Genomic DNA, 20,456 nt, shown 5'->3' on the forward strand with positions numbered 1-20,456 from the left:
GTAATTTTCTAATTCTGCTTTCGTTTTTATTTGAGCACAGATATGGTGTTACCCACCCCGAATATTACAATTGAGATAAACATAAAAAAGCCGATGAACAGATTGTTCACCGGCTTGAAACATTTATCAATAAAGAAAGATCAGATGTTAACTTTCAGCATCTTCAGTTTCTTTTTCTCCGTCAAAAGCTTTAAAAACCATCTTAAGGTCATCAGCAATTTCTACTTTTGTTCGACCTTCAATACGATGACGTGGTATCATCGCCTTGATTTCGCCATCCTTAAAATATGCAAAAGCCGGAGACGATGGTGGGTATTCACTAAAGTATTCGCGTGCACGGGCTGTTGCTTCTTTGTCCTGGCCGGCAAATACCGTAACCATGTTGTCTGGTTGAATGTCCGACTCATCGAGCGCAATCTTCACACCCGGCCGTGCATTCCCGGCTGCACAACCACAAACCGAATTAATCACCATTAACATCGTGCCCTCATCATACTCTTCCATCGCACGATCTACATCTTCAACTGTCTCTAACTCTTCAATTCCGAGATCCGTTAATTCTTCGCGCATCCATGAGACATCGGGGCCTGCTCCTAGTCCAAATTGCATAAGTAATCGTATTTATTTCTGCTTAGTATTCAAAAAGTTAATATAACATTCTAATATGAAGTATTGAAGAAGAAAAAGCACCCCATGACAATATGGAGTGCTTTTTCTGTAATTTACCAAAATGTGCCCTTTGCCTTATCGAGCATCATTATAATACTCATTCACTTGATCCCAGTTGACCAAGTTCCAGAACTTATTAACATAGGTTCCGCGTTCGTTCTGATAGTTTAGGTAATAGGCGTGTTCCCAAACATCAACACCAAGGATAGGTGTTAACCCATTCATATACGGGCTATTCTGGTTCGCTGTAGATAACACTTCTAAGCTACCATCGCTTTTAACGCACAACCAACCCCAACCAGAACCGAACTGTCCCGTTGCGGCGTTATTAAATGCTTCTTTGAACGAATCAAAGTCGCCAAACTCTTCATCAATTGCTCCAGCAATATCACCGGTAGGCTCACCGCCGCCATTGGGAGAAAGAATAGTCCAAAAAAGCTTATGGTTGGCATAGCCACCACCATTGTTAATTACTGCCTGACGAATATTTTCAGGTACTTCAGTAATACGTTGCAAGACTTCTTCAATAGGCAGTTCGGCAAATTCATGTCCTTCAAGTGCAGCATTCACCTTATTGGTATATCCCTGGTGATGTTTACCATGGTGAATTCTCATTGTTTGTTCATCAATATGCGGTGTTAATGCATCGTAATCGTACGGAAGATCAGGTAATTCGTAAGCCATAATTAATTTTTAGTTTTAAATTTCAAATAGTTGTTAATAATATAATAATGAATATTGCTAACTCATTACGGTACAGACCCTTAAATTTAGCATCTAAGATTCACAGTCCCAATCAAAAAAACAGATCTCTTCGTTCCATCCCGTATCGAAAAATAAGGTCTCGAAAAAAGGAGAAATCATGATGATTTTATCCTATTTTAAAGAACTGAATTAAAACATAGCTGTTAGCTTTTATATTCTATTATGAGCCACAATTACGACGTAATTATTATTGGATCCGGGCCAGCCGGCTTTTCGTGTGCCATGCAGAGTTCTAAATTTGACAAAAAAGCCCTCGTGGTAGAATCCCACAAAGATTATCTTGGGGGTACCTGGATAAATACGGGAACTGTACCCAGCAAGGCACTTCGAGAGGCAGCCAAAACCATTTTAGAATTTAATGACCAGTTCGGGGATCACGAAAATAAAAAGCCCTATGAGCGGTTCCGAATGGCCGATCTCTTGCAATACAAGCAAGAGATTCTGGAAAAGGAAAACCGAAAGGTCAAAAACGACCTCATCAAAAATGAAGTAGATGTAGCCCGGGGATTCGGAAAACTCGTCGACGAACACACCGTAGAAGTTGAAACACATTTTGGCTCTACCGAAACGTATACCGCTGAATACATTTTGGTTTGCACCGGCAGCAACCCGGTTCAGCCCAAAGAGTTTGAAATAGATAACGATAAGATACTCGACTATAAATCAATTCTTGAGCTCACACATATTCCCCGGCGATTAACCGTTATTGGCTCTGGTGTAAATGCTATTGAATATGCCACAACTTTTGCAGCTCTGGGTACCCGTGTTACCGTTTTAGCGGACAGTGAAGATTATCTTACATTTCTCGATCACGAAATAAAAGAACAGCTCGAGCAACATTTTAATGATAAGGGCATCAATATTAAAACCGATGTTGCTATCCAAGATGTTGAATTTAACGCTCTTCGAAATCATACCGAGGTCAAATTCAATAAAAAATCCGGAGATCAACGGTTACAGGTTCTGGAAACCGAACATGTGCTCTTTCTCGGCGGAAGAAAGCCCAATATCGATGGCCTCAACCTGAAAGCAGCACAAATAGAAACCGACGACAATAATTTCATTGTTACTGACGACTCTTTTAAAACCAATACTGATAGTATTTACGCTGCCGGTGATGTAATTGGCTTTCCCCGCCTTGCTTCTGCCTCATTTTCTCAGGGTCGTCTTGCTGCATGCAATATGTTTGGCATCCCCGCCCTGGAAGTTCCCGACCAAATTCCCTATGGTATTTATGCCATTCCTGAAATTTCTAATATCGGCCTTACCGAAAAGCAAGCAAAAGAGATGGGCATGGATGTAACGGTAGGACGTGCCTATTTTGAGAATATTGCTAAAGCGGATATGACCAACCATACGAATGGCATACTCAAACTGGTTTTCAACAGCAATAATTTCAAGCTCTTGGGGGTTCATATTTTCGGAGATGAAGCTGCAAACCTCATTCACTTAGGACAATCGGTAATGGCTTACGATGGAGATATCCGGTATTTCATAAATCACGTCATGAATTATCCCACACTAAGTGAAGCATATCGTATTGCGGCATTTAATGGCGTAAATAGGGTATACAAAGCCGGTGTAAAATATAAAAATATCCTTGAAGACCAGGAGCAATAATAGATGAATGTGTGTCTCATCTCCTGGTTAATAAGCTGCTTTTTTCTTATACGTAATGAATTGCCATAGGTAAACCTGTTTCATCCTCCGGAGGATCATCAGGCAATGTTTTTATCTCCTTTTCCAAAGACTTGAGTGCAAACAATGCCAGTGCCATTGCATCTACGATATCATCCTCATCCACCTGGTTTCGCCGATACTCTTCCTTGATATCACGGAAGAAATCGTCGGCAAACTTACTCTGATCTTTTAAAAGTTTTAGACGGTGACGAAGTCCCTTTTTTGTGGCCTTCTTCTGCAGAATAGAATTGTCGCCATTTAAAATTCGAAAAAGCAGTTCCGGGTGACTTTCAAATACTTTCTCTCTCAGCTCTTCACTGTTCTGCAAAAATTGATCTATCGTTCGAATATTAGGCGTAATATTCCAGGCCTGGATAGATATTTTTTTGCCTGTCTCTTCGTAGCTGGTCATAGAGGCCTCACCATAAGTGGGGGCATGTAATGCCGGGCGTATGGGAGGATTGAAGACACTTGCTTGGTAATCCGGCCCCAATACATCTCGCAGTTCATCATCGCACTTACGCACATATTCAGAGGGCGATAGCCCGATCGGCACATCAATAAAGGTGCGATCGAACTCTTCTAAGAACTCTTTTAGCTCTTTGTCAGACTCTAGCAGCCAATAGCCGGCATGCTCTTCATCCAAACTAATTGCAATCCAGCCAGCCCGACAGCCATCTATTCCTAATGTTTTCACTTCTGATGATTTTATTCTTGTTCTTGTTGTTCTTCTTTTGCGTACTCCTTGAGATTAATATGCAGATCATCTAGCTGCTCTTTATCTACATAGTCAGGACTGTTGTCCATTAAGCTCTGAGCTTTTTGGTTTTTGGGGAAAGCGATAACGTCTCTAAGACTTGTGCCTCCGGTTAAGATCATGACAATACGATCTACACCAAATGCGATACCACCGTGGGGAGGTGCCCCATATCTAAAGGCCTCAAGCAAAAAGCCGAAACGCTTCTGGGCTTCCTCTTTGTCAATACCCAGTAGCTCAAACATCTGGGTCTGTAGTTCCCGGTCGTGGATACGAATAGAACCACCACCAATTTCATACCCATTAAGTACTAAATCGTATCCCCTGGATCGTACCTCTTCCGGATTATCGTCGAGCTCTTCGAGATCTTCAGGATGGGGAGCTGTAAAGGGGTGGTGCAAGGCATGGTAGCGATGCTCCTCTTTACTGTATTCTACCAATGGGAAGTCAGTGACCCATAAAAATTCATAAGCATCTTCATCGATAAGGTTGTACTCTTCTCCCATCATCAAACGAAGCTGTCCTAACTGCTTATAGACATCAGGACTAGCACCTGCCAAAATCAATACAAGATCTCCCATATCAGCGTCAGCCTCATCTACCATGGCATCTACAGTTTCATCTTTGAGAAATTTCTCGACACTGCATTTTACGCCATCATCCTCATTTAACTTAATGTAAATAAGTCCCGCAGCCCCGGTCTCGTTCTGTACTCTTTCTGTTAAACGATCAATAACACCGCGTCCCATATCACCTTGTCCGGGAACGGTTATACCAAGAACAGCACCGCCTTTCTCAACAGTACTCGAAAAAATATTGAACTCTGAATCTTTAACCAGTTCAGAAAAATCAGCAAACTCCAACCCAAAACGAGTATCGGGTTTATCGGTACCGTATGTTTCCATCGCTTCTTTATAGGTCATACGATTAAAAGGGGCCGTGACCTCCTCATCAACAGTATCTTTAAGCAATTTCTGCATTAACCCTTCTGTCATCTCCATTATATCATCCTCATCCACAAACGACATTTCGACATCAATTTGTGTAAACTCAGGCTGGCGGTCGGCACGAAGGTCTTCGTCCCGGAAACACTTTACAATCTGGAAATAACGATCAAATCCCGAAACCATCAGCAGCTGCTTATAGGTCTGGGGACTTTGAGGCAATGCAAAGAACTTGCCCGGACTCACTCGGCTGGGCACCAAGTAATCACGAGCTCCTTCCGGGGTACTTTTCATAAGGACCGGGGTTTCCACCTCAAGAAATTCATTATTGTGAAAGTACGCCCTTGTTGACTGATAGAAATCTGATCGTACGACCATATTTTCCTGGATATCAGGACGTCGCAGATCTAAATAACGATATTTGAGCCGAGTTTCTTCATTCGTGGGTATCCCTTCCTTAATTTCAAAAGGCGTTGTTTCTGCCTCAGAATAGATCTCGAGATCCGTAACCCGAACTTCAATACCACCGGTAGTTAGCTCATCATTAATATTTTCTTCGCCTCTCTTTTCAACAACTCCCTTTATACCGATAACATACTCGGTTCGAAGTTGTTCGGCTTTTTTATGCAGGTTCTTATCCGTTTCATAGAAAACAATCTGGGTAATTCCATACCGATCCCGGAGATCAATAAAAATTACACCACCCAGATCACGTCGTGTTGCTACCCAGCCATTAAGTATGACTTCTTCGCCTGTATTTTCGGTTGTCAGTTCAGAACAATGATGGCTTCGTTTCCAGGTCATATGAGTTACTACTTATTACTAATAAATTTGAAATCCTTTTTTAGAAATGTTGAAAATAAGTATTATGAAGACCAATCGCTTACTGTTATTGTGATAATTTATGTTTGATCTTCTTCTGCTGATAAATATTTCATCTTCCCTTTTTATGACGGGGCTCATATGGTTTGTCCAGATTGTTCATTATCCCAGTTTCTTGGATATTAACGCTCAAGACCTTCCTTTATATCATAAAAACCATATTAAACGCACAGGCTATGTTGTCATACCACCAATGCTTATTGAACTTATAACTTCCATCTGGCTTGTTATAGCGTTCAAAACCTTATGGGATTTTAATATCGCCGGTCTGGTGCTTGTAGTTCTCATTTGGATCTCCACTTTTATCTTACAAGCCCCTATGCATCAGCGTCTTCAAGAATTGGCTGAACCCCGGCTTATTAAAAAACTAGTCTACACCAACTGGATACGAACCTTTTTATGGTCATTTAAATCATTGGTTGGCCTATATATATTACTTATATAACAGGAGATAAATTACTATTTCTCAAATTACTGAGCTTTACTTACTTTACTAATTCTGAACCTCCGGACTTAAATTGGCTATTGTTGTTCGGGATCGCCCAAAAGAGGGATACCTATGACATCTATCTCTGTTCTTATTGCTGACGATCATGAAATTGTGCGTTACGGCATTAGTACATTCCTCTCATCTTCAAAAGATATCGATATTGTAGGTAAAGCATCTAGTGGCGATGAATGTCTTGAACTATTCAAAAAAGAGCAACCCGATGTATGCCTCCTTGATATTAGCATGCCCAAAAAAAATGGTATAGAAACAGCACTGAACATTCGCAACCTCGATGCTGATACAAAAATCATCATCCTATCGATGCATATCGATGAACAACTACTTAATGATGCTCTTGAAGCGGATATCAATGGATATTTGCTAAAAAATACTGATAAAGCTGATATACTAAACGGCATTCGGGCGGTTATGAAGGGACAACAAATTTTTAGTGACCCGATCTCCAATCTGATAAAAAAATCTTTTTTGAATCAAACTAATAGTAAAGATAAGCACAAAGAGCTTTCCATTACCACCCGCGAACAAGAAATACTGCAGTTAATTGTAGATGGCTTTACAAGTAAAGAGATTGCTGAAAAATTATATATCAGTCCCCGTACCGTAGACACTCACAGGGCAAATCTGATGGAAAAGCTGGAATTGAAAAATATTGCAGAACTCGTACGCTATGCTCTAGAACACGACTTGGTTTCGGTGGGATAATCAGCATCTACGTATTTTTACGTATACCAAAATACATATTTATCGCTATTGATGCTGATAGCCATGGCCATTACTTTATAAGTGCAAATGGGGTAATAGCCGTCTGTAGATGATATTTAGCAGCTATCTGTGACAGGATAGCTGCTAATTTTTTTGAAGCCTGTCATTACCTCTTTACCACGTCAACTCTTCTCCTAAGGTTTACAGAAACTCTGCTATAATCATCAAAAAAAACGTAACTGCTATCTAGATAGCTCAAAAAGGATACAGACAAATTTATACTTGAAAAGAGATTCCAAATTTTGTCCACCCATTTTGGCTAATATCAATTTCTCCCTCAAGCTGTTGGGTCAATGTCTTCACCAACGTCATCCCCAAAGAGCTACTTTCCTGAAGTGAAAAATCATTGGGTAACTTATTTCCGTTATCTGCAACTGAAAAATGCACTATCCCATCTGTTTCATCGAGTGATACTACGATCTCCCCTTCTTTGAGCTCTTTAAAACCATGTTTAAAAGCATTATTTAACAGTTCATTAAGAATAAGTCCCAAGGGCACAGCCTTTGTAATATCCAGATCAAAGCTCTTAACCTCTTTTGTAATTGCTATATTTTTTTGCTGAGAATTAAAAGCATCAGAAACCATTCCCGTAAAATCTTCGATATATTCTTGAATATTGATTGCTGACAGCGTCTCATTCTGATATAACTTCTCGTGGATCATTGCAATAGACCGGATGCGCGACTGCGTATCTTCAAAAACAGATACCAGAGACTCAGAAGATTCATGCTTTTGCAGCTCTAACAAACTGGATATAACAGCAAGGTTATTCTTTACCCGATGGTGGATCTCTTCTAAAAGAGTTTGTTTCTCTTTTAATGATTGTTCAATCTCTACCTCATTTTTCTTGCGTTCTGAAATATCTCTTACACTTCCCACAACCCCAACAGGCTCGCCACAATCATCTGTTACCAATGCGCGTTGGTTATTAACCCAAATGTAATCTCCTTCATGAGTTTTAATACGAAACTCTGTTTCGTCTGCGAAGTATTCGCTATGGCCATCCTTTTCCATATCCATAATTTCTTGTTTCATCTTCTTTATATCTTTCGGATGGACATGATCTAATACAAAAGATCGACCTTTTTTCAAGAATACATCAGTAGAATAGCCCAGCATCTCTTCCACATAGGGGCTTATGTATTTGTATTGCCCAGACTGAATGTCCAACTGATAAACAACATCACGAGAATGCTGCAAAACCTTCTTAAATTTTGATTCACTCTTGGAAAGCTTATCATTCAAATTATTTATTTCTCTAAAAAATGAATTGACAACCAAATACCCAATCAACAAAAGCGTAATCCCAACGATTGTAATAGTCCAAAAAATCAATGTTCTTACCCAACTTGCCAATTCGCCCATTGTATGCGAAAATTGTCCCTCCAGCTCTGTGAGTCTACGATCAATTGAAGAAACTTCTGCTACAATTTGCTCTCTTTTCTCGACACCAAGCTCCCCTTTTTTTATAGCAGTATGTAGCTGTACTCCCAGCTTTTCCAGTTTTTCAATATGGGTATCTCCCTTAGCCCAAATACCGATTGCTTTCTGCAGAAGATCCAGATCCTTAAAATTTTGAGTAACCCAGATAAGTAAATCTATATCTTTGTCTTGGCCTACACCCTGCTGAAAGCCCCGGTAAGCAACATCCAAATGGGGATTATCAGACATTAATGTCTTGCGAGCCTTTTCAAACCCCTGGTGTAGCTCTAACTTATCTTGGAATTTTTTATAGTAGGAAGGTTCTTTATGTATACTGTATTCTAATAATGAAGAAACGGCTTCTTTTTGAGCTTTTGTCCACTGCCCTTCACCGGCGATATAAGCACGAACCGAAGAAAGTGTTTTGATTCCATAATAGCTACCGACCATCATAAACAAAGCCAGTACCACAAATACTAAAATAATAGCAATCCGACTTCTATTATTGCTGATGCTATTTAATAAGCCAACCATAAGGTTATTTTTACTTATTTAACAAAGAAATGCTCACTAACATATAAACCCTGATATGCAAGAAAGCTAATTGCTACACAAAAAGAGAGGAATATTAAATACTCCCCTCGCAAATGTATATGGTAGTACCCCTATTTTTTATACCCAACCGTACCACTTTTCTGTTACCAAATAATTGTACTAATTATTAGCAACTAAATTAAATATTCAATGCCTTTGTAATATCCCGCAACATTTTTCCAATGATTGCCAAATAATGTTCTGTAGAGAGAGGCATTCAACACTTTAGAGACTATTTCAAAAAAACCAAGACTTCTAAAGTACTTTTTTTAAAAATACTCCAGAATAAAAAGTACCGTGGGGCGGATTCGAACCGCCGACCTCCGGGTTATGAATCCGACGCTCTCACCAACTGAGCTACCACGGCATGTCGATCAAATCAAGAGTTGCCAAATATAAAGCATTAATAGATAAATATTAAGTACTTTTTCTGCTTTTTTAATCTTTCTCCTCAGAAATAACACATCTTTTTTTGAGGCTCCTTTAAATCACCTTATTTTCAAGCTTATTAATTTGAAAACCTATAAGCACTGAACATTTCTATTTCTCATGGCAAAGAAAATCACCAGTAAAGACGAAGATTTTTCGCAATGGTATCAAGACATAATTCGTGAAGGAAAGCTGGCCGACCACTCTCCTGTTCGCGGCTGTATGGTAATTCGTCCCAATGGGTATGCCCTGTGGGAAAACATGCAAGACGCGCTTGACCAAATGTTTAAAGATACAGGCCATGAGAATGCCTATTTTCCGCTCTTCATCCCCAAGTCGTTCTTATCAAAGGAAGCCCAACACGTTGAAGGCTTTGCTAAAGAATGTGCGGTTGTAACCCATAGCAGACTACAGAGTTCTGATGACGGCGTAGAAGTTGATCCGGACTCAAAGCTGGAAGAAGAGCTTATTGTTCGCCCCACTTCTGAAACTATTATTTGGGATTCGTACCGAAACTGGATTCAATCGTATCGTGACCTTCCCATCCTCATTAACCAATGGGCGAATGTCGTTCGGTGGGAGATGAGAACCCGCTTGTTTCTGCGTACCATGGAATTTTTATGGCAAGAAGGGCATACTGCTCACGCAACAAAAGAAGAAGCAGTAGACGAAACCAAGCAGATGCTTGAAGTCTATCGCACTTTTGCCGAAGAATATATGGCGATGCCAGTAGTTACCGGCGTTAAAACAGAATCAGAACGGTTTGCCGGCGCCGTAGATACCTACTGTATCGAAACGCTGCTGCAAGATAATAAAGCCCTGCAAGCAGGTACTTCACACTTCCTGGGCCAAAATTTTGCAAAAGCATTTGATGTAAAGTTCCAAAGTTCCGAAGGGCAACATGAATATGTATGGGCAACCAGCTGGGGTGTTTCGACCCGACTGATCGGTGGTTTGATAATGACGCATTCCGATGACCAAGGATTAGTATTGCCTCCTAAACTAGCCCCCAATCAAGTTTTTATTGTACCCATCTGGAAAAGCGATGAGCAAAAAGAGCAAGTGCTTGATTACTGCCATGAAATCATGGATGAACTCAAAGAGTTGAATGTTCGAATTAAACTTGACCACCGTGAAAATATGAGTCCCGGCTGGAAGTTCAATGAGCATGAAGCTGCGGGCATCCCACTAAGACTGACCATTGGACCTCGTGATCTTGAAAACAACAATGTTGAACTCGCACGTAGAGATACCGGTAATAAAGAAATTGTTGACCGTGAGGGGATTGCTCAAAAAGTTGCAAACCTTCTTGAAACCATCCAGGATAAACTCTTTGAAACGGCACAACAAAGAATCCAGGATAATACTCACTCTGTTGATTCTTATGATGAGTTCAAAGAAGTGATCGAAAATGAGGGAGGCTTTGTTTATGCCCACTGGGACGGTACGGCCGAAACAGAAGAAAAAATCAAAGACGAAACAAAAGCTACGATTCGCTGCATTCCACTTGAGGACGGCGAAGAAGGTGAATGTATGGTTACGGGCAAACCATCAGAACAAAAAGTTCTATTTGCACGTGCCTATTAAAATGAGATAACATTGGATCGGATATCAGTAAAACACAATAAATTCAGTATAAGACAACGCTTTCGAAATACTGGCACTGCCGGCTTGATATCCGATCTTTTAAATCCACTGTTTCTACCTCCGGTTGTTATAGCTTTATTGGCAATATTAGTTGAACTGCCCCTACGTTCTATTGCTTGGATTACGGCAGCAGCCCTTATCTTCTACACGATAATACCACTCTCTGCATCGTTATACTTATTAAAAACGAAGCAAATCTCTTCTATTGATCTGCCTGAGAGAAAATCACGAAATCAACTCTTTTTACTTTCGCTCGGCTGCTCATTATTCGCCTTTACTATTTATACTGTGGCAAATACGCATATAATCATACCTATTATAGCACTGATCTTTCTTATAAATGCGGGAATCGGCTATGGTATAAACTTTTGGTGGAAGATTAGCATGCACTCAGCATCCGGTTCTTCGGCTGGTGCTATTTTCCTTTTCTTCTCTCAGCAAGAAGTTTTACCCGCTTCTTTTGCAACTACTATTTTACCCTTGTTAATCCTTTTACTACTTTTACCATTAATCATTTGGGCAAGATACCGTCTGAAGATTCATACATGGACAGAACTTCTTGCAGGTGCTGCAGCAGGTTTTCTGCTCACTATTATTGAATTAACCATGCTTACAGTAATATGGTAAATACAAATCTGGAAGCCCCAGCTTCTCATTATCTGCTTACTTCTGAATTGAGTCAAGAGATAGATCAAAAAACTATTCAAAATATAGGTATTGATGGTTTTACCCTGATGGAAGTAGCAGGAAAGTCTGCGAGCCAACTGCTTCTTGATCAATATTCGGAACTTTCGAACGGACTCTACCTCTGTGGAAAAGGCAACAATGCCGGAGATGCCTTAGTCTTGGCTAGATATTTATTACAAAATGATATAAAAGCTTCCATAGTTTTCATCAGTGGTAGTGATGATCTTAGTGAAGACACGAGAACAAACTTGCAGCTGCTTCACAAGTATGACCAACACAACAGACTTAAAATTTATGAAAGCTGGAATGATGCCAAACCCCTCGACACCTTTGATTTTGTTGTAGATGGATTACTGGGAACCGGCTTAAATAGCGATGTGCGCGGGAAATATGCAGAAGCTATCCAGTGGTGTAACCATCAACAGACTCCTGTTTTTGCAATGGATATTCCTACCGGCCTACATGCAGACTCCGGCGAAATCATGGGCATTGCCCTTCAAGCTGACCATACCTATTCATTCGGCGGTCGCAAGCAGGGATTTTATCTTGGAGACGGACCAAACCTGACCGGCAAGATTGACTACTGTGAACTTCCTTTTCCTAATAAGTATAAACAGGACTGTCATAGCTTTTTGTTGGATGAAAGCTGGAACTCTACTGAGATATCCCCCACTGGTAAACACAAATACGATTCCGGGGTACTTTATGTAATTGCCGGCTCTGAAGGACTAACCGGTGCAGCTATTATGGCAACCAAAAGTGCCTGGGCTGAAGGAATAGGAGCAATCGTTCTCATCTGCCCGAGAGGTACTCTCCCAATCTATGAACAAACCCTGCCCTCTATTATTAAAAAACCGGTAGGTGACAGAGATGACTTCTTCTTCAAAAAGAAACATATACAAAAGTCACTGCAAATTATTGGTGAAAAGGAGGGAGCATTACTTATTGGACCCGGCATTGGACGTGATAAAAGCACTATTGAATTTGTACAGTCGATTTTAGAGGAAAACTCAAAACCCACGCTCATTGATGCCGATGGCTTATGGTGCCTAAGCCAGTTAACAGAATGGCCAAAGCCTCATGACCGGAATTGGATTTTAACCCCGCATCCGGGAGAATTGAGTAAACTCACAGCTGAAAACTTTGATACAGATTACCAACGTCTGCAAATTGTGCAGCAAATTTCTCAAAAAGAAGGTGTTACCCTTCTCTCAAAAGGCATGCCCGGAATTATTGGAACACCTGAACCTAAATCTTATCTAACTAATTACGACACTACTCCTTTTGCCAGAGCCGGTAATGGTGATGTACTGGCAGGTAAAATTGCATCCTATCTAGCACTGGGATACTCACCTGATACAAGTTGTGCAATGGGATTATTAAATGGAAAACAAAAACTGGATCATCTTTTAAAACAAAGCCAGGAAGTACCCGAACCTACAGACTTTATATGAAGATTCATTTGTTCTACTCCTTTCTATCAAAAAATAGCTTCTTATTACCCCTTGCTATTATTGGATTAACCATCGTTATGTTAAGCCTGACCTTATTGCCTGCTGAAACTTTTGCCCACAATGACCTGTGGACCTATGACAAAATTGGGCATCTACTTCTATTTGGAAGTTGGACCTACGTGCTTGGTTTATACCATGATATTCGTTGGAAAACACCTACCAATTTATGGGTTATATGTCTTATTGGAATCGGTTTTGGACTCATGGTTGAGGTCCTCCAGCACCTGCTTCCCCTAAACCGCCATGGCGACTGGGCCGATCTGGCCACCGATATTCTGGGATGCTTATTGGCTATATGGGCATTAAAGAAAACGATCCCCAATAAATAACTCTTCCTTTTTGACTTTTTCGCCTTCTTGTTATTTATTTGTACTATACATATAGTACTAAACTCATAATAAAGCTGCGCCATGAGAGGTAAATACAAAAAACCGACTCAGGACCTTCGCAACTATTACACTGTTTTTTTACAGTTGGGCATCGTAGCAGTACTCCTCATTTTTATTGTAGCAATGAAAGTTGAGTTTGTTGCTGAAAAACCCAATACGGACTTGACTGAAGAACAGGAAGTCACTAAGATGGAAGATATCATACAAACCAAGCAGGAAGAAACCCCGCCAACCCCTCCACGACCACAGGTACCAGTTGAAGTACCCAACGATGAAATCATCGAAGATCAGAGCATTGACCTGGATGCTGAAATGTCTTTAGATGAACCCCTGGATATGCCGCCCCCGCCCGAAGAAGAGGATGACGAAGAAAAGCTATTTGTCATTGTTGAAGAGATGCCAAAAATGAAAGGGGGACAAGAATGGCTGTACAATAATATCGAATATCCTGAAATGGCCCGAAAAGCAGGTATCGAGGGCAGGGTAATCATACAGTTTATTGTAAATAAAAAAGGCAAAGCTCAAAATCTGAAAATATTACGCAGCTTGGGAGGAGGATGCGACGAAGCAGCAAAAAAAGTTCTCCGAGATGCTGAATTTAGTATCGGTCGTCAAAGAGGTAGACCAGTAAAGGTAAAAATGTCACAAAGTATTGTCTTCAGATTGCAAAATTAAGAGTTAGAAACTTAGGATCAGGTTTAAAAAAACAAGCAGTCAAATGGAATAAAGTGGAGGTATCTCACATTTTATAGTAATAATCGCCCATATGTTTACGTTTAATCACCTCTGCTTTGCAGCAAAACCTAGGAATGAAACAAATTATTAGTTTTTCCTGTTATTTAAGTGGAGATTTATCAGAATTATTTGTTTCATTAGGTTTCCTAATAAAAACATTTTTCTTAAAAATTTAACGCGGAGGTAATTATGCGTTCAGACAGAAAGAAGCCTAAGTCTGATCTGAGGAACTACTACACTGTCTTTTTACAGTTGGGCATGGTAGCAGTACTTCTCATTTTTATTGTAGCAATGAAGGTTGAGTTTGTTGCTGAAAAACCCAATACGGACCTGACTGAAGAACAGGAAGTCACCAAGATGGAGGATATCGTACAAACCAAGCAGGAAGAAACCCCACCGCCCCCTCCACGCCCACAGGTGCCGGTTGAAGTACCCAATGATGAAATTATCGAAGATCAGAGCATTGATCTGGATGCTGAAATGTCTTTAGATGAACCCTTGGATATGCCTCCTCCACCTGAAGAAGAAGATGACGGCGAAGACTTCTTTGTTGCGGTTGAAAATATGCCCAAACTAAAAGGAGGACTTGCTGGTCTTCAAAAACAGATTGAATACCCTGAAATGGCCCGAAAAGCGGGTATCGAGGGGAGAGTTATCATTCAGTTTGTTGTTACTGAAAATGGTAATGTAGAAAACCCTCGTGTTATCCGAGGTATTGGGGGTGGTTGCGATAAAGAGGCACTTCGCGTAGTTAAAAAGGCTGAATTTCAACCTGGGCGGCAACGTGGTAAACCCGTACGTGTGCAATATAGTCTGCCAATTACCTTCCAGCTCCAGAACTAATATAGTAACCTATTTTACTTTCGGGGAGATACATCATCAGGTGTATCTCCCTTTTTTATTTCTATCCAAAAAAGATAATAGACACCTATCGTTCTATTCAGCTGAAGAAATCCAGCTGGCAAATGTCGTTAACACTTCTTCCAGATTTGCATATCCTACCTTGCCAATAGCTTCATTCACAAAAGCCCACTGGACCTGCTCAATACCTTCCTCAGCCTGCGGCTTCAAATGTTCATCACACCAATCCTCATACTGCATTACAAACCAGTATGTAGTCTTACCATAGCAGGTTCCATCCTGTTCATATTCATGATAGGTTTGCTGTAGTCCCCCAACGATATTAGGTAACTCAGATAAGCCAATTTCTTCTGCTACTTCTCGCACAGCACACTCTTCAATAGATTCTCCCTCTTCAATTTTGCCTTTGGGTAGATCCCATACTCCCCTTCTATATATAAGAACAATTTGAGGCGGGGTGGCTTCCGACTCATCTTTAAATAATACCCCGCCTGCTGCTGTAATTGGTTCAATATCCGACATTATTATTGGTTTTCACCAGATTCCGAATCTCCTTCTTTCTCCCTTTCATCGGCATAATTTACACGAAGATTATTCAGCGTCTCAGTTAAATAATTTTTCAACTTGTCAGGCAAATTCCCCTCCGTATACTCCTGAAGCATTACTAACGTATCAATAGCAAACTTTGCCGATTTTAGCTCACGCTCCTTTTCACCGGTCTGAGGATTCTCTAGCTGCCCCATACCCATTTGTGCAATCTGCTGATGCTGTTGAACTAGCATCATAAAGAGCAATTGTTGCTGCTCATCATCTGATAAATTATCACCATTTAAGTTTGTCTGATCCATAAGAAATCTGTTTTATTAAAATTCATCCTAAAATAAGGTCTTTAAAGGAAAGAATTAATTATTAGCAAATATAAATTATTAACAAAGTTCTTTAAATATTGAAAACATCCAAGTACTTTAAGAGGCTCTAAACAACTAATTCATTACACTGATATACAATTTAAAAATGGCCATTTTACATCCTTTCAAAGCTTGGCGACCAACCCCCGACACCGTAGAAGAAATTGCTTGTGTACCTTACGACGTTATAAGTGTTAAAGAGGCACGCACCTTGGCAGAAGGCAAACCCAAAAGCTTTTTGCACGTAATACGTCCGGAGATTGACCTTCCTGAAGGTACGGATCCCCATGACGATCGTGTTTATGAAAAAGGGGCTGAGAATCTGAAGAAATTTTTATCTGATGGCACACTGCAACAAGAAGATCAACGCCATGTTTATGTTTATCAATTGATTAGAAAAGGGCGCCCCCAGACAGGCATCTTTTCTTGTGTTTCAGTCGATGACTATGACAAAGACGTCATTCTTAAGCACGAATTAACTCGTCCCGAAAAGGAAGATGACCGAACTCGACATCTTCTGACGCAGCAAGCTCACGCAGAGCCGGTCATGTTTACCTACAAAGATGATGAGCAAACGGAAAAACTCATTGAGGAAACGATGGAGGAAGAACCTCTTTTCAATTTCAAGGCAGAAGATGGTGTCGTCCATAAACTATGGAAAGCCTCTAATACCGATGCTTTTGTCAAAGCCTTTGAATCTATTCCCAACTTATATATTGCTGATGGACACCACCGCTGTAAAAGCGCCTCACGCGCGGCGGCCGAAGAAAAAAAGAAGAACCCGGAGCATACAGGAAATGAAGAATATAATTTCTTTCCGGCGGTACTTTTTCCAATGTCGAACATGAATATTATGGCCTACAACCGGGTAGTCCATGATATCCCCGACGGCTTCTTGGAAACGCTGCATGAAAAATTTAAGTTGACACCCGGAGCAGCACCCAGCCCATCTCAAAAAGGAAATATCAGTATTTATATTGATGGTAAGTGGTACGCCATGACACTCCCCATCAGTGATAACCCCAATAGCGTAGAACAACTTGATGTTCACCGTTTGCAAGAGCACCTTTTATCTTCTCTGCTGGATATTTCGGATCCCCGAAGAGATGAGAACCTCTCTTTTGTAGGGGGTATTCGAGGTACCGAAGAGCTGGAAAAGCTTGTCAACAATGGTGACGCTGATATGGCTATCAGCATGTATCCGACAAGTATCGAAGAGCTTGTAGAAGTATCTGATGAGGGTATGTTAATGCCTCCTAAATCAACTTGGTTTGAACCCAAATTACGATCCGGACTTTTAGTTCACACTTTTTAATTCCCAACATCTCTAAATTTCAAATTACTATGAATCGCGTTCACAACTTTAGTGCAGGACCCGCAACACTTCCCCTTGAAGTACTTGAAAAAGCTCAAAAAGAGTTTACAGAATACCAAGGCATGGGGCGCTCCGTCATGGAAATCAGCCACCGTAGCCCGCAGTATGAGGCCATTGACGAACAGGCCAAAGCCCGACTTACAGAATTACTTGATCTGGGCGATGATTTTGAAATCATGTTTCTACAAGGAGGAGCCAGCTCACAATTTATGATGACGCCCTTCAACTTTTTAGGCCAAGATCAAACCGCTGATTATATCGACACCGGGCGTTGGTCTAATAAAGCGATCAAAGAAGCTAAGATCTTTGGCAATGTGCACCGTCCATTTTCAAGTGCTGATTCCGGCTATGACCGAGTACCCACGAACGATGAGCTTGAGCTTAGCGACAATCCTGAATATGTGCACTTCACTTCCAATAATACGGTAGCAGGCACACAATTTCCCTCAGAACCGGAAACCGGCGGCATCCCTTTAGTTTGCGATGCCTCTTCGGATCTTCTTTCCCGGCCTATTGATGCTTCAAAGTATGGACTCATTTATGCAGGAGCTCAAAAAAATGTTGGCCCTGCCGGAGTAACTATTGTTATTATCCGTAAAGATTTCCTTGCCAAAGCGGATACCGAAAATGTGCCTACAATTCTGCAGTACCAAACACATACAGAAAAAATATTTAATACGCCTCCTACCTTTAATGTCTATATGGTAAATCTTGTCCTGGAATGGGTGCAGGAAAAAGGCGGCCTTCCATACTTTAAGCAATTTAACGAAAAGAAAGCCGCACTGCTGTATGATGAGATCGACAGCGACGATTTCTATCGCGGGGCTGTAGAAAAGGATTCCCGATCCTTGATGAATGCAACCTTCCGCTTACCCTCCGAAGAGCTGGAAGAAAAGTTCTTATCTGAAGCAAAAGAACATGACCTGATGACACTCAAAGGACATCGCAGTGTAGGCGGTATCCGTGCCAGCATGTATAATGCTTGCCCCCGTGAAAGTGTTGAAACATTAGTCAACTTTATGAAAGACTTCAGAAAAAATAACGGTTAATTACAGACCGATATCACTGTTTAGATAAGTCCGAATACGGTTAATATATGATCAACCGTATTCGGCACAAACAGTACTAGATAAAGCATTCCCCAAAGTGCTCCGGCCACATGTGCCTCGTGGTTGATCTTACCTCGCTCCTGCTTGCTGGCATACATACTGTACATCAAATATAAGATACCCAGAATAAATGCCGGAATCGGAATTGGTATCAGCATAAGCATGATCCCCTCCATCGGAAATAAGAGAATAAAAGCAAACAACACAGAACCTACCGCTCCTGAAGCTCCCAGAGTAGCATAATTAGGATCATCCTTAAATTTTATGAGGGATGGAATGCCTGCCACGATAAGTCCCGACAGATATAACCCTAAGAAGTAGCGACCTCCAAGCACCTGCTCCATTACCGCCCCAAAAAAGTAGAGTGTAAACATATTCACAAAAAGGTGCCCAATATTGGCATGTAAAAAACCTGAGGTCAACAGTTCATACCAAGACTTATTTCGTACGGTACGATAAGGTCTTAAATACCCCCATTCAGTAAGAGGGGGAAATAGGTATAGGGCAACGAGTGAAACAGCCACTGTTATGGCCACCACGAAAAATGTAACAGGACTATTTGATATAAAGCTTTCCATAAAACTGATTTTTAGTTTCTGAAAATAGAGAAGACCAATACCGAACGCCAATCTAATTTTGCGCCAGCAATTGTTAGCAATATTGTTGCCAACAATCATCCATACTGCTTATATTGGGGCACGTTCTCAAACATGCGTTTTACACGGCATCTGTATTAAAAGGTTTGCAGAACACTCAACTTAGACATTTTCTTTTCCAAGCCGGTGTAGCTCAGGGGTAGAGCGATTCTCTCGTAAAGAATAGGTCGCTGGTTCGAATCCAGTCACCGGCTCTTACTTAAGGCTATAAACAGCCTTAAAAACTATTTTGATATAGCTACTCTGCACAACCTATCTCATTATCTTAGGTAGCAACAATTGCGCCAAGGAGCTGTTGTTGTTTATTTCCTTCCGTCAACTTCCAGAATCTCAAACTCATAATAGATTTACTCAATAGATGAACAAAAAACTATATTCTTAGGAGATCAATAACTATCGGTTGTTACACTCCCTTTTTATATGGATTTTTACTGTTCCTCAAAATATATTATCTGAAACGAACCAAAAGCGGCACCATACATTTTGCGATACTTCCCATTACTTATCATTTCAGCAGCCCTTTTTATCACCTCTTGTGGTACTACTTCACGGTTAGATAAACCTGAAAATAAAGCAAAGGCGAAATCAGTATCTAAAGGTTCAATAATTGAGGAAGGCCGGGCCAGTTGGTACGGTCCAAAATTTCACGGCAAGCTCACAGCAAATGGTGAAAAATATGACATGCACGGTCTTACCGCTGCCCATCGCACTCTGCCTTTCAATACTATTCTGAAAGTTAAGAATCTTGATAATGGTAAATCGGTACAAGTGCGCATCAACGACCGGGGGCCCTATGCCAAAGATCGTATCATTGACCTATCGAAAAAAGCTGCAAAAAAAATAGATATGCTTGGTCCGGGTACGGCCAATGTTAAACTTGTACTAGTAGGGGGAAGTTTGGCCGGCCCTCGTCCCCAAAATCTTAAAGTGCCCACTTACACTGTTCAGCTTGCTTCTTACAAAGAAGAAAACAAAGCCTTTAGCCACTCTCAAAAAATAAAAGGAGCACGTGTAGAAGAGGTTAACTTACAAAAGGGAATGGTATATCGAGTGTACTACGGGGTTTATACAGACAAAGATGAAGCTCATCAGAATCAACGTAAACTCAGCAAAAAAGGGTTTAACGGCTACGTAAAACAGATTGAAAATTGATTCCTTTT

At 40.8% G+C, this 20,456-nt stretch carries 20 protein-coding genes and 2 tRNA genes; 13 read left to right on the forward strand and 9 right to left on the reverse strand.

The genetic code is table 11. The features are described from left to right. Positions 1-147 precede the first annotated feature (147 nt). Positions 148-609 carry a BrxA/BrxB family bacilliredoxin gene (locus G3569_RS08505; protein ID WP_165268075.1) on the reverse strand — a complete coding sequence of 154 codons (462 nt, stop codon included), beginning with the start codon at positions 607-609 and terminating at the stop codon, positions 148-150. Positions 610-744: 135 nt separating this feature from the next. Beyond that, positions 745-1,353: a superoxide dismutase gene (locus G3569_RS08510; RefSeq protein ID WP_165268077.1), complete on the reverse strand. Its 609-nt coding sequence runs from the start codon at positions 1,351-1,353 to the stop codon at positions 745-747. A gap of 243 nt (positions 1,354-1,596) precedes the next feature. Between G3569_RS08510 and sthA the strand changes: the two genes are divergently transcribed. Next, entirely contained in the window at positions 1,597-3,054 is a 1,458-nt protein-coding gene (gene sthA, locus G3569_RS08515) for a Si-specific NAD(P)(+) transhydrogenase (RefSeq protein WP_165268079.1), read from the forward strand. Positions 3,055-3,100: 46 nt separating this feature from the next. On the opposite strand, the gene G3569_RS08520 is transcribed toward sthA, so the two are convergent. Together G3569_RS08520 and aspS are read right to left on the reverse strand one after the other, a co-directional pair. Then, on the reverse strand, positions 3,101-3,811 hold the full coding sequence (locus G3569_RS08520) for a DUF429 domain-containing protein (protein ID WP_165268081.1): 711 nt from the start codon (positions 3,809-3,811) through the stop codon (positions 3,101-3,103). 11 nt (positions 3,812-3,822) lie between these two features. Continuing rightward, positions 3,823-5,619 carry an aspartate--tRNA ligase gene (aspS, locus tag G3569_RS08525; RefSeq protein ID WP_165268083.1) on the reverse strand — a complete coding sequence of 599 codons (1,797 nt, stop codon included), beginning with the start codon at positions 5,617-5,619 and terminating at the stop codon, positions 3,823-3,825. A gap of 100 nt (positions 5,620-5,719) precedes the next feature. On the opposite strand from aspS, the gene G3569_RS08530 reads away from it, so the two are divergent. Further along, positions 5,720-6,142: a hypothetical protein gene (locus tag G3569_RS08530; RefSeq protein WP_165268085.1), complete on the forward strand. Its 423-nt coding sequence runs from the start codon at positions 5,720-5,722 to the stop codon at positions 6,140-6,142. A gap of 114 nt (positions 6,143-6,256) precedes the next feature. Next, a complete protein-coding gene (locus tag G3569_RS08535) occupies positions 6,257-6,910 on the forward strand; it encodes a response regulator transcription factor (protein ID WP_165268087.1) in 654 nt (217 codons plus the stop codon). 276 nt (positions 6,911-7,186) lie between these two features. On the opposite strand, the gene G3569_RS08540 is transcribed toward G3569_RS08535, so the two are convergent. Both G3569_RS08540 and G3569_RS08545 read right to left on the reverse strand, forming a co-directional pair. Beyond that, on the reverse strand, positions 7,187-8,926 hold the full coding sequence (locus G3569_RS08540) for a PAS domain-containing sensor histidine kinase (RefSeq protein ID WP_165268089.1): 1,740 nt from the start codon (positions 8,924-8,926) through the stop codon (positions 7,187-7,189). Between the two features lie 353 nt (positions 8,927-9,279). Continuing rightward, positions 9,280-9,353, reverse strand: a tRNA-Met gene (locus G3569_RS08545). Between the two features lie 182 nt (positions 9,354-9,535). On the opposite strand from G3569_RS08545, the gene proS reads away from it, so the two are divergent. The 6 genes from proS (at position 9,536) to G3569_RS08575 (ending at position 15,230) form a co-directional block, all read left to right on the forward strand. Continuing rightward, a complete protein-coding gene (proS, locus tag G3569_RS08550; RefSeq protein ID WP_165268091.1) occupies positions 9,536-11,002 on the forward strand; it encodes a proline--tRNA ligase in 1,467 nt (488 codons plus the stop codon). A gap of 12 nt (positions 11,003-11,014) precedes the next feature. Then, a complete protein-coding gene (locus G3569_RS08555) occupies positions 11,015-11,689 on the forward strand; it encodes a phosphatase PAP2 family protein (protein WP_165268093.1) in 675 nt (224 codons plus the stop codon). Beyond that, entirely contained in the window at positions 11,683-13,203 is a 1,521-nt protein-coding gene (locus G3569_RS08560) for an NAD(P)H-hydrate dehydratase (protein WP_165268095.1), read from the forward strand. Before G3569_RS08555 ends, G3569_RS08560 begins: the two co-directional genes overlap by 7 nt. After that, entirely contained in the window at positions 13,200-13,592 is a 393-nt protein-coding gene (locus G3569_RS08565; protein WP_165268097.1) for a VanZ family protein, read from the forward strand. Before G3569_RS08560 ends, G3569_RS08565 begins: the two co-directional genes overlap by 4 nt. An 81-nt stretch (positions 13,593-13,673) precedes the next feature. Continuing rightward, the gene (locus G3569_RS08570; protein ID WP_165268099.1) at positions 13,674-14,327 is read left to right on the forward strand and encodes an energy transducer TonB; all 654 of its coding nucleotides are present in this window, start codon (positions 13,674-13,676) and stop codon (positions 14,325-14,327) included. A gap of 249 nt (positions 14,328-14,576) precedes the next feature. Next, positions 14,577-15,230 carry an energy transducer TonB gene (locus G3569_RS08575; RefSeq protein ID WP_165268101.1) on the forward strand — a complete coding sequence of 218 codons (654 nt, stop codon included), beginning with the start codon at positions 14,577-14,579 and terminating at the stop codon, positions 15,228-15,230. A 93-nt stretch (positions 15,231-15,323) separates the two neighbouring features. Here the strand turns inward: G3569_RS08575 and G3569_RS08580 are convergent, their stop codons facing one another. After that, positions 15,324-15,770 carry an NUDIX hydrolase gene (locus G3569_RS08580; protein WP_165268103.1) on the reverse strand — a complete coding sequence of 149 codons (447 nt, stop codon included), beginning with the start codon at positions 15,768-15,770 and terminating at the stop codon, positions 15,324-15,326. Between the two features lie 2 nt (positions 15,771-15,772). Continuing rightward, the gene (locus tag G3569_RS08585) at positions 15,773-16,096 is read right to left on the reverse strand and encodes a DUF1844 domain-containing protein (RefSeq protein WP_165268105.1); all 324 of its coding nucleotides are present in this window, start codon (positions 16,094-16,096) and stop codon (positions 15,773-15,775) included. Between the two features lie 166 nt (positions 16,097-16,262). On the opposite strand from G3569_RS08585, the gene G3569_RS08590 reads away from it, so the two are divergent. After that, positions 16,263-17,471 (forward strand): DUF1015 domain-containing protein, encoded by a 1,209-nt coding sequence (locus G3569_RS08590; RefSeq protein WP_165268107.1) that lies wholly within the window; start codon positions 16,263-16,265, stop codon positions 17,469-17,471. A gap of 29 nt (positions 17,472-17,500) precedes the next feature. Then, on the forward strand, positions 17,501-18,580 hold the full coding sequence (serC, locus tag G3569_RS08595) for a 3-phosphoserine/phosphohydroxythreonine transaminase (RefSeq protein WP_165268109.1): 1,080 nt from the start codon (positions 17,501-17,503) through the stop codon (positions 18,578-18,580). Positions 18,581-18,600: 20 nt separating this feature from the next. Here the strand turns inward: serC and G3569_RS08600 are convergent, their stop codons facing one another. Continuing rightward, positions 18,601-19,218: a rhomboid family intramembrane serine protease gene (locus tag G3569_RS08600; RefSeq protein ID WP_165268111.1), complete on the reverse strand. Its 618-nt coding sequence runs from the start codon at positions 19,216-19,218 to the stop codon at positions 18,601-18,603. 200 nt (positions 19,219-19,418) lie between these two features. Between G3569_RS08600 and G3569_RS08605 the strand changes: the two genes are divergently transcribed. Then, positions 19,419-19,490, forward strand: a tRNA-Thr gene (locus G3569_RS08605). A 289-nt stretch (positions 19,491-19,779) separates the two neighbouring features. Then, positions 19,780-20,448 (forward strand): septal ring lytic transglycosylase RlpA family protein, encoded by a 669-nt coding sequence (locus G3569_RS08610; protein WP_205720100.1) that lies wholly within the window; start codon positions 19,780-19,782, stop codon positions 20,446-20,448. Positions 20,449-20,456 lie beyond the last annotated feature (8 nt).

Source organism: Fodinibius halophilus, assembly GCF_011059105.1.
In the GTDB taxonomy this organism is placed as follows: domain Bacteria; phylum Bacteroidota; class Rhodothermia; order Balneolales; family Balneolaceae; genus Fodinibius; species Fodinibius halophilus.

Coding starts and splice junctions, on each gene's coding strand:
- G3569_RS08585 (WP_165268105.1), bottom strand. CDS start 16,096: ATGGATCAGACAAACTTAAATGGTGATAATTTATCAGATGATGAGCAG.
- G3569_RS08565 (WP_165268097.1), top strand. CDS start 13,200: ATGAAGATTCATTTGTTCTACTCCTTTCTATCAAAAAATAGCTTCTTA.
- aspS (WP_165268083.1), bottom strand. CDS start 5,619: ATGACCTGGAAACGAAGCCATCATTGTTCTGAACTGACAACCGAAAAT.
- G3569_RS08560 (WP_165268095.1), top strand. CDS start 11,683: ATGGTAAATACAAATCTGGAAGCCCCAGCTTCTCATTATCTGCTTACT.
- G3569_RS08590 (WP_165268107.1), top strand. CDS start 16,263: ATGGCCATTTTACATCCTTTCAAAGCTTGGCGACCAACCCCCGACACC.
- G3569_RS08570 (WP_165268099.1), top strand. CDS start 13,674: ATGAGAGGTAAATACAAAAAACCGACTCAGGACCTTCGCAACTATTAC.
- G3569_RS08530 (WP_165268085.1), top strand. CDS start 5,720: ATGTTTGATCTTCTTCTGCTGATAAATATTTCATCTTCCCTTTTTATG.
- sthA (WP_165268079.1), top strand. CDS start 1,597: ATGAGCCACAATTACGACGTAATTATTATTGGATCCGGGCCAGCCGGC.
- G3569_RS08505 (WP_165268075.1), bottom strand. CDS start 609: ATGCAATTTGGACTAGGAGCAGGCCCCGATGTCTCATGGATGCGCGAA.
- G3569_RS08575 (WP_165268101.1), top strand. CDS start 14,577: ATGCGTTCAGACAGAAAGAAGCCTAAGTCTGATCTGAGGAACTACTAC.
- G3569_RS08580 (WP_165268103.1), bottom strand. CDS start 15,770: ATGTCGGATATTGAACCAATTACAGCAGCAGGCGGGGTATTATTTAAA.
- G3569_RS08510 (WP_165268077.1), bottom strand. CDS start 1,353: ATGGCTTACGAATTACCTGATCTTCCGTACGATTACGATGCATTAACA.
- G3569_RS08535 (WP_165268087.1), top strand. CDS start 6,257: ATGACATCTATCTCTGTTCTTATTGCTGACGATCATGAAATTGTGCGT.
- serC (WP_165268109.1), top strand. CDS start 17,501: ATGAATCGCGTTCACAACTTTAGTGCAGGACCCGCAACACTTCCCCTT.
- G3569_RS08540 (WP_165268089.1), bottom strand. CDS start 8,926: ATGGTTGGCTTATTAAATAGCATCAGCAATAATAGAAGTCGGATTGCT.
- proS (WP_165268091.1), top strand. CDS start 9,536: ATGGCAAAGAAAATCACCAGTAAAGACGAAGATTTTTCGCAATGGTAT.
- G3569_RS08600 (WP_165268111.1), bottom strand. CDS start 19,218: ATGGAAAGCTTTATATCAAATAGTCCTGTTACATTTTTCGTGGTGGCC.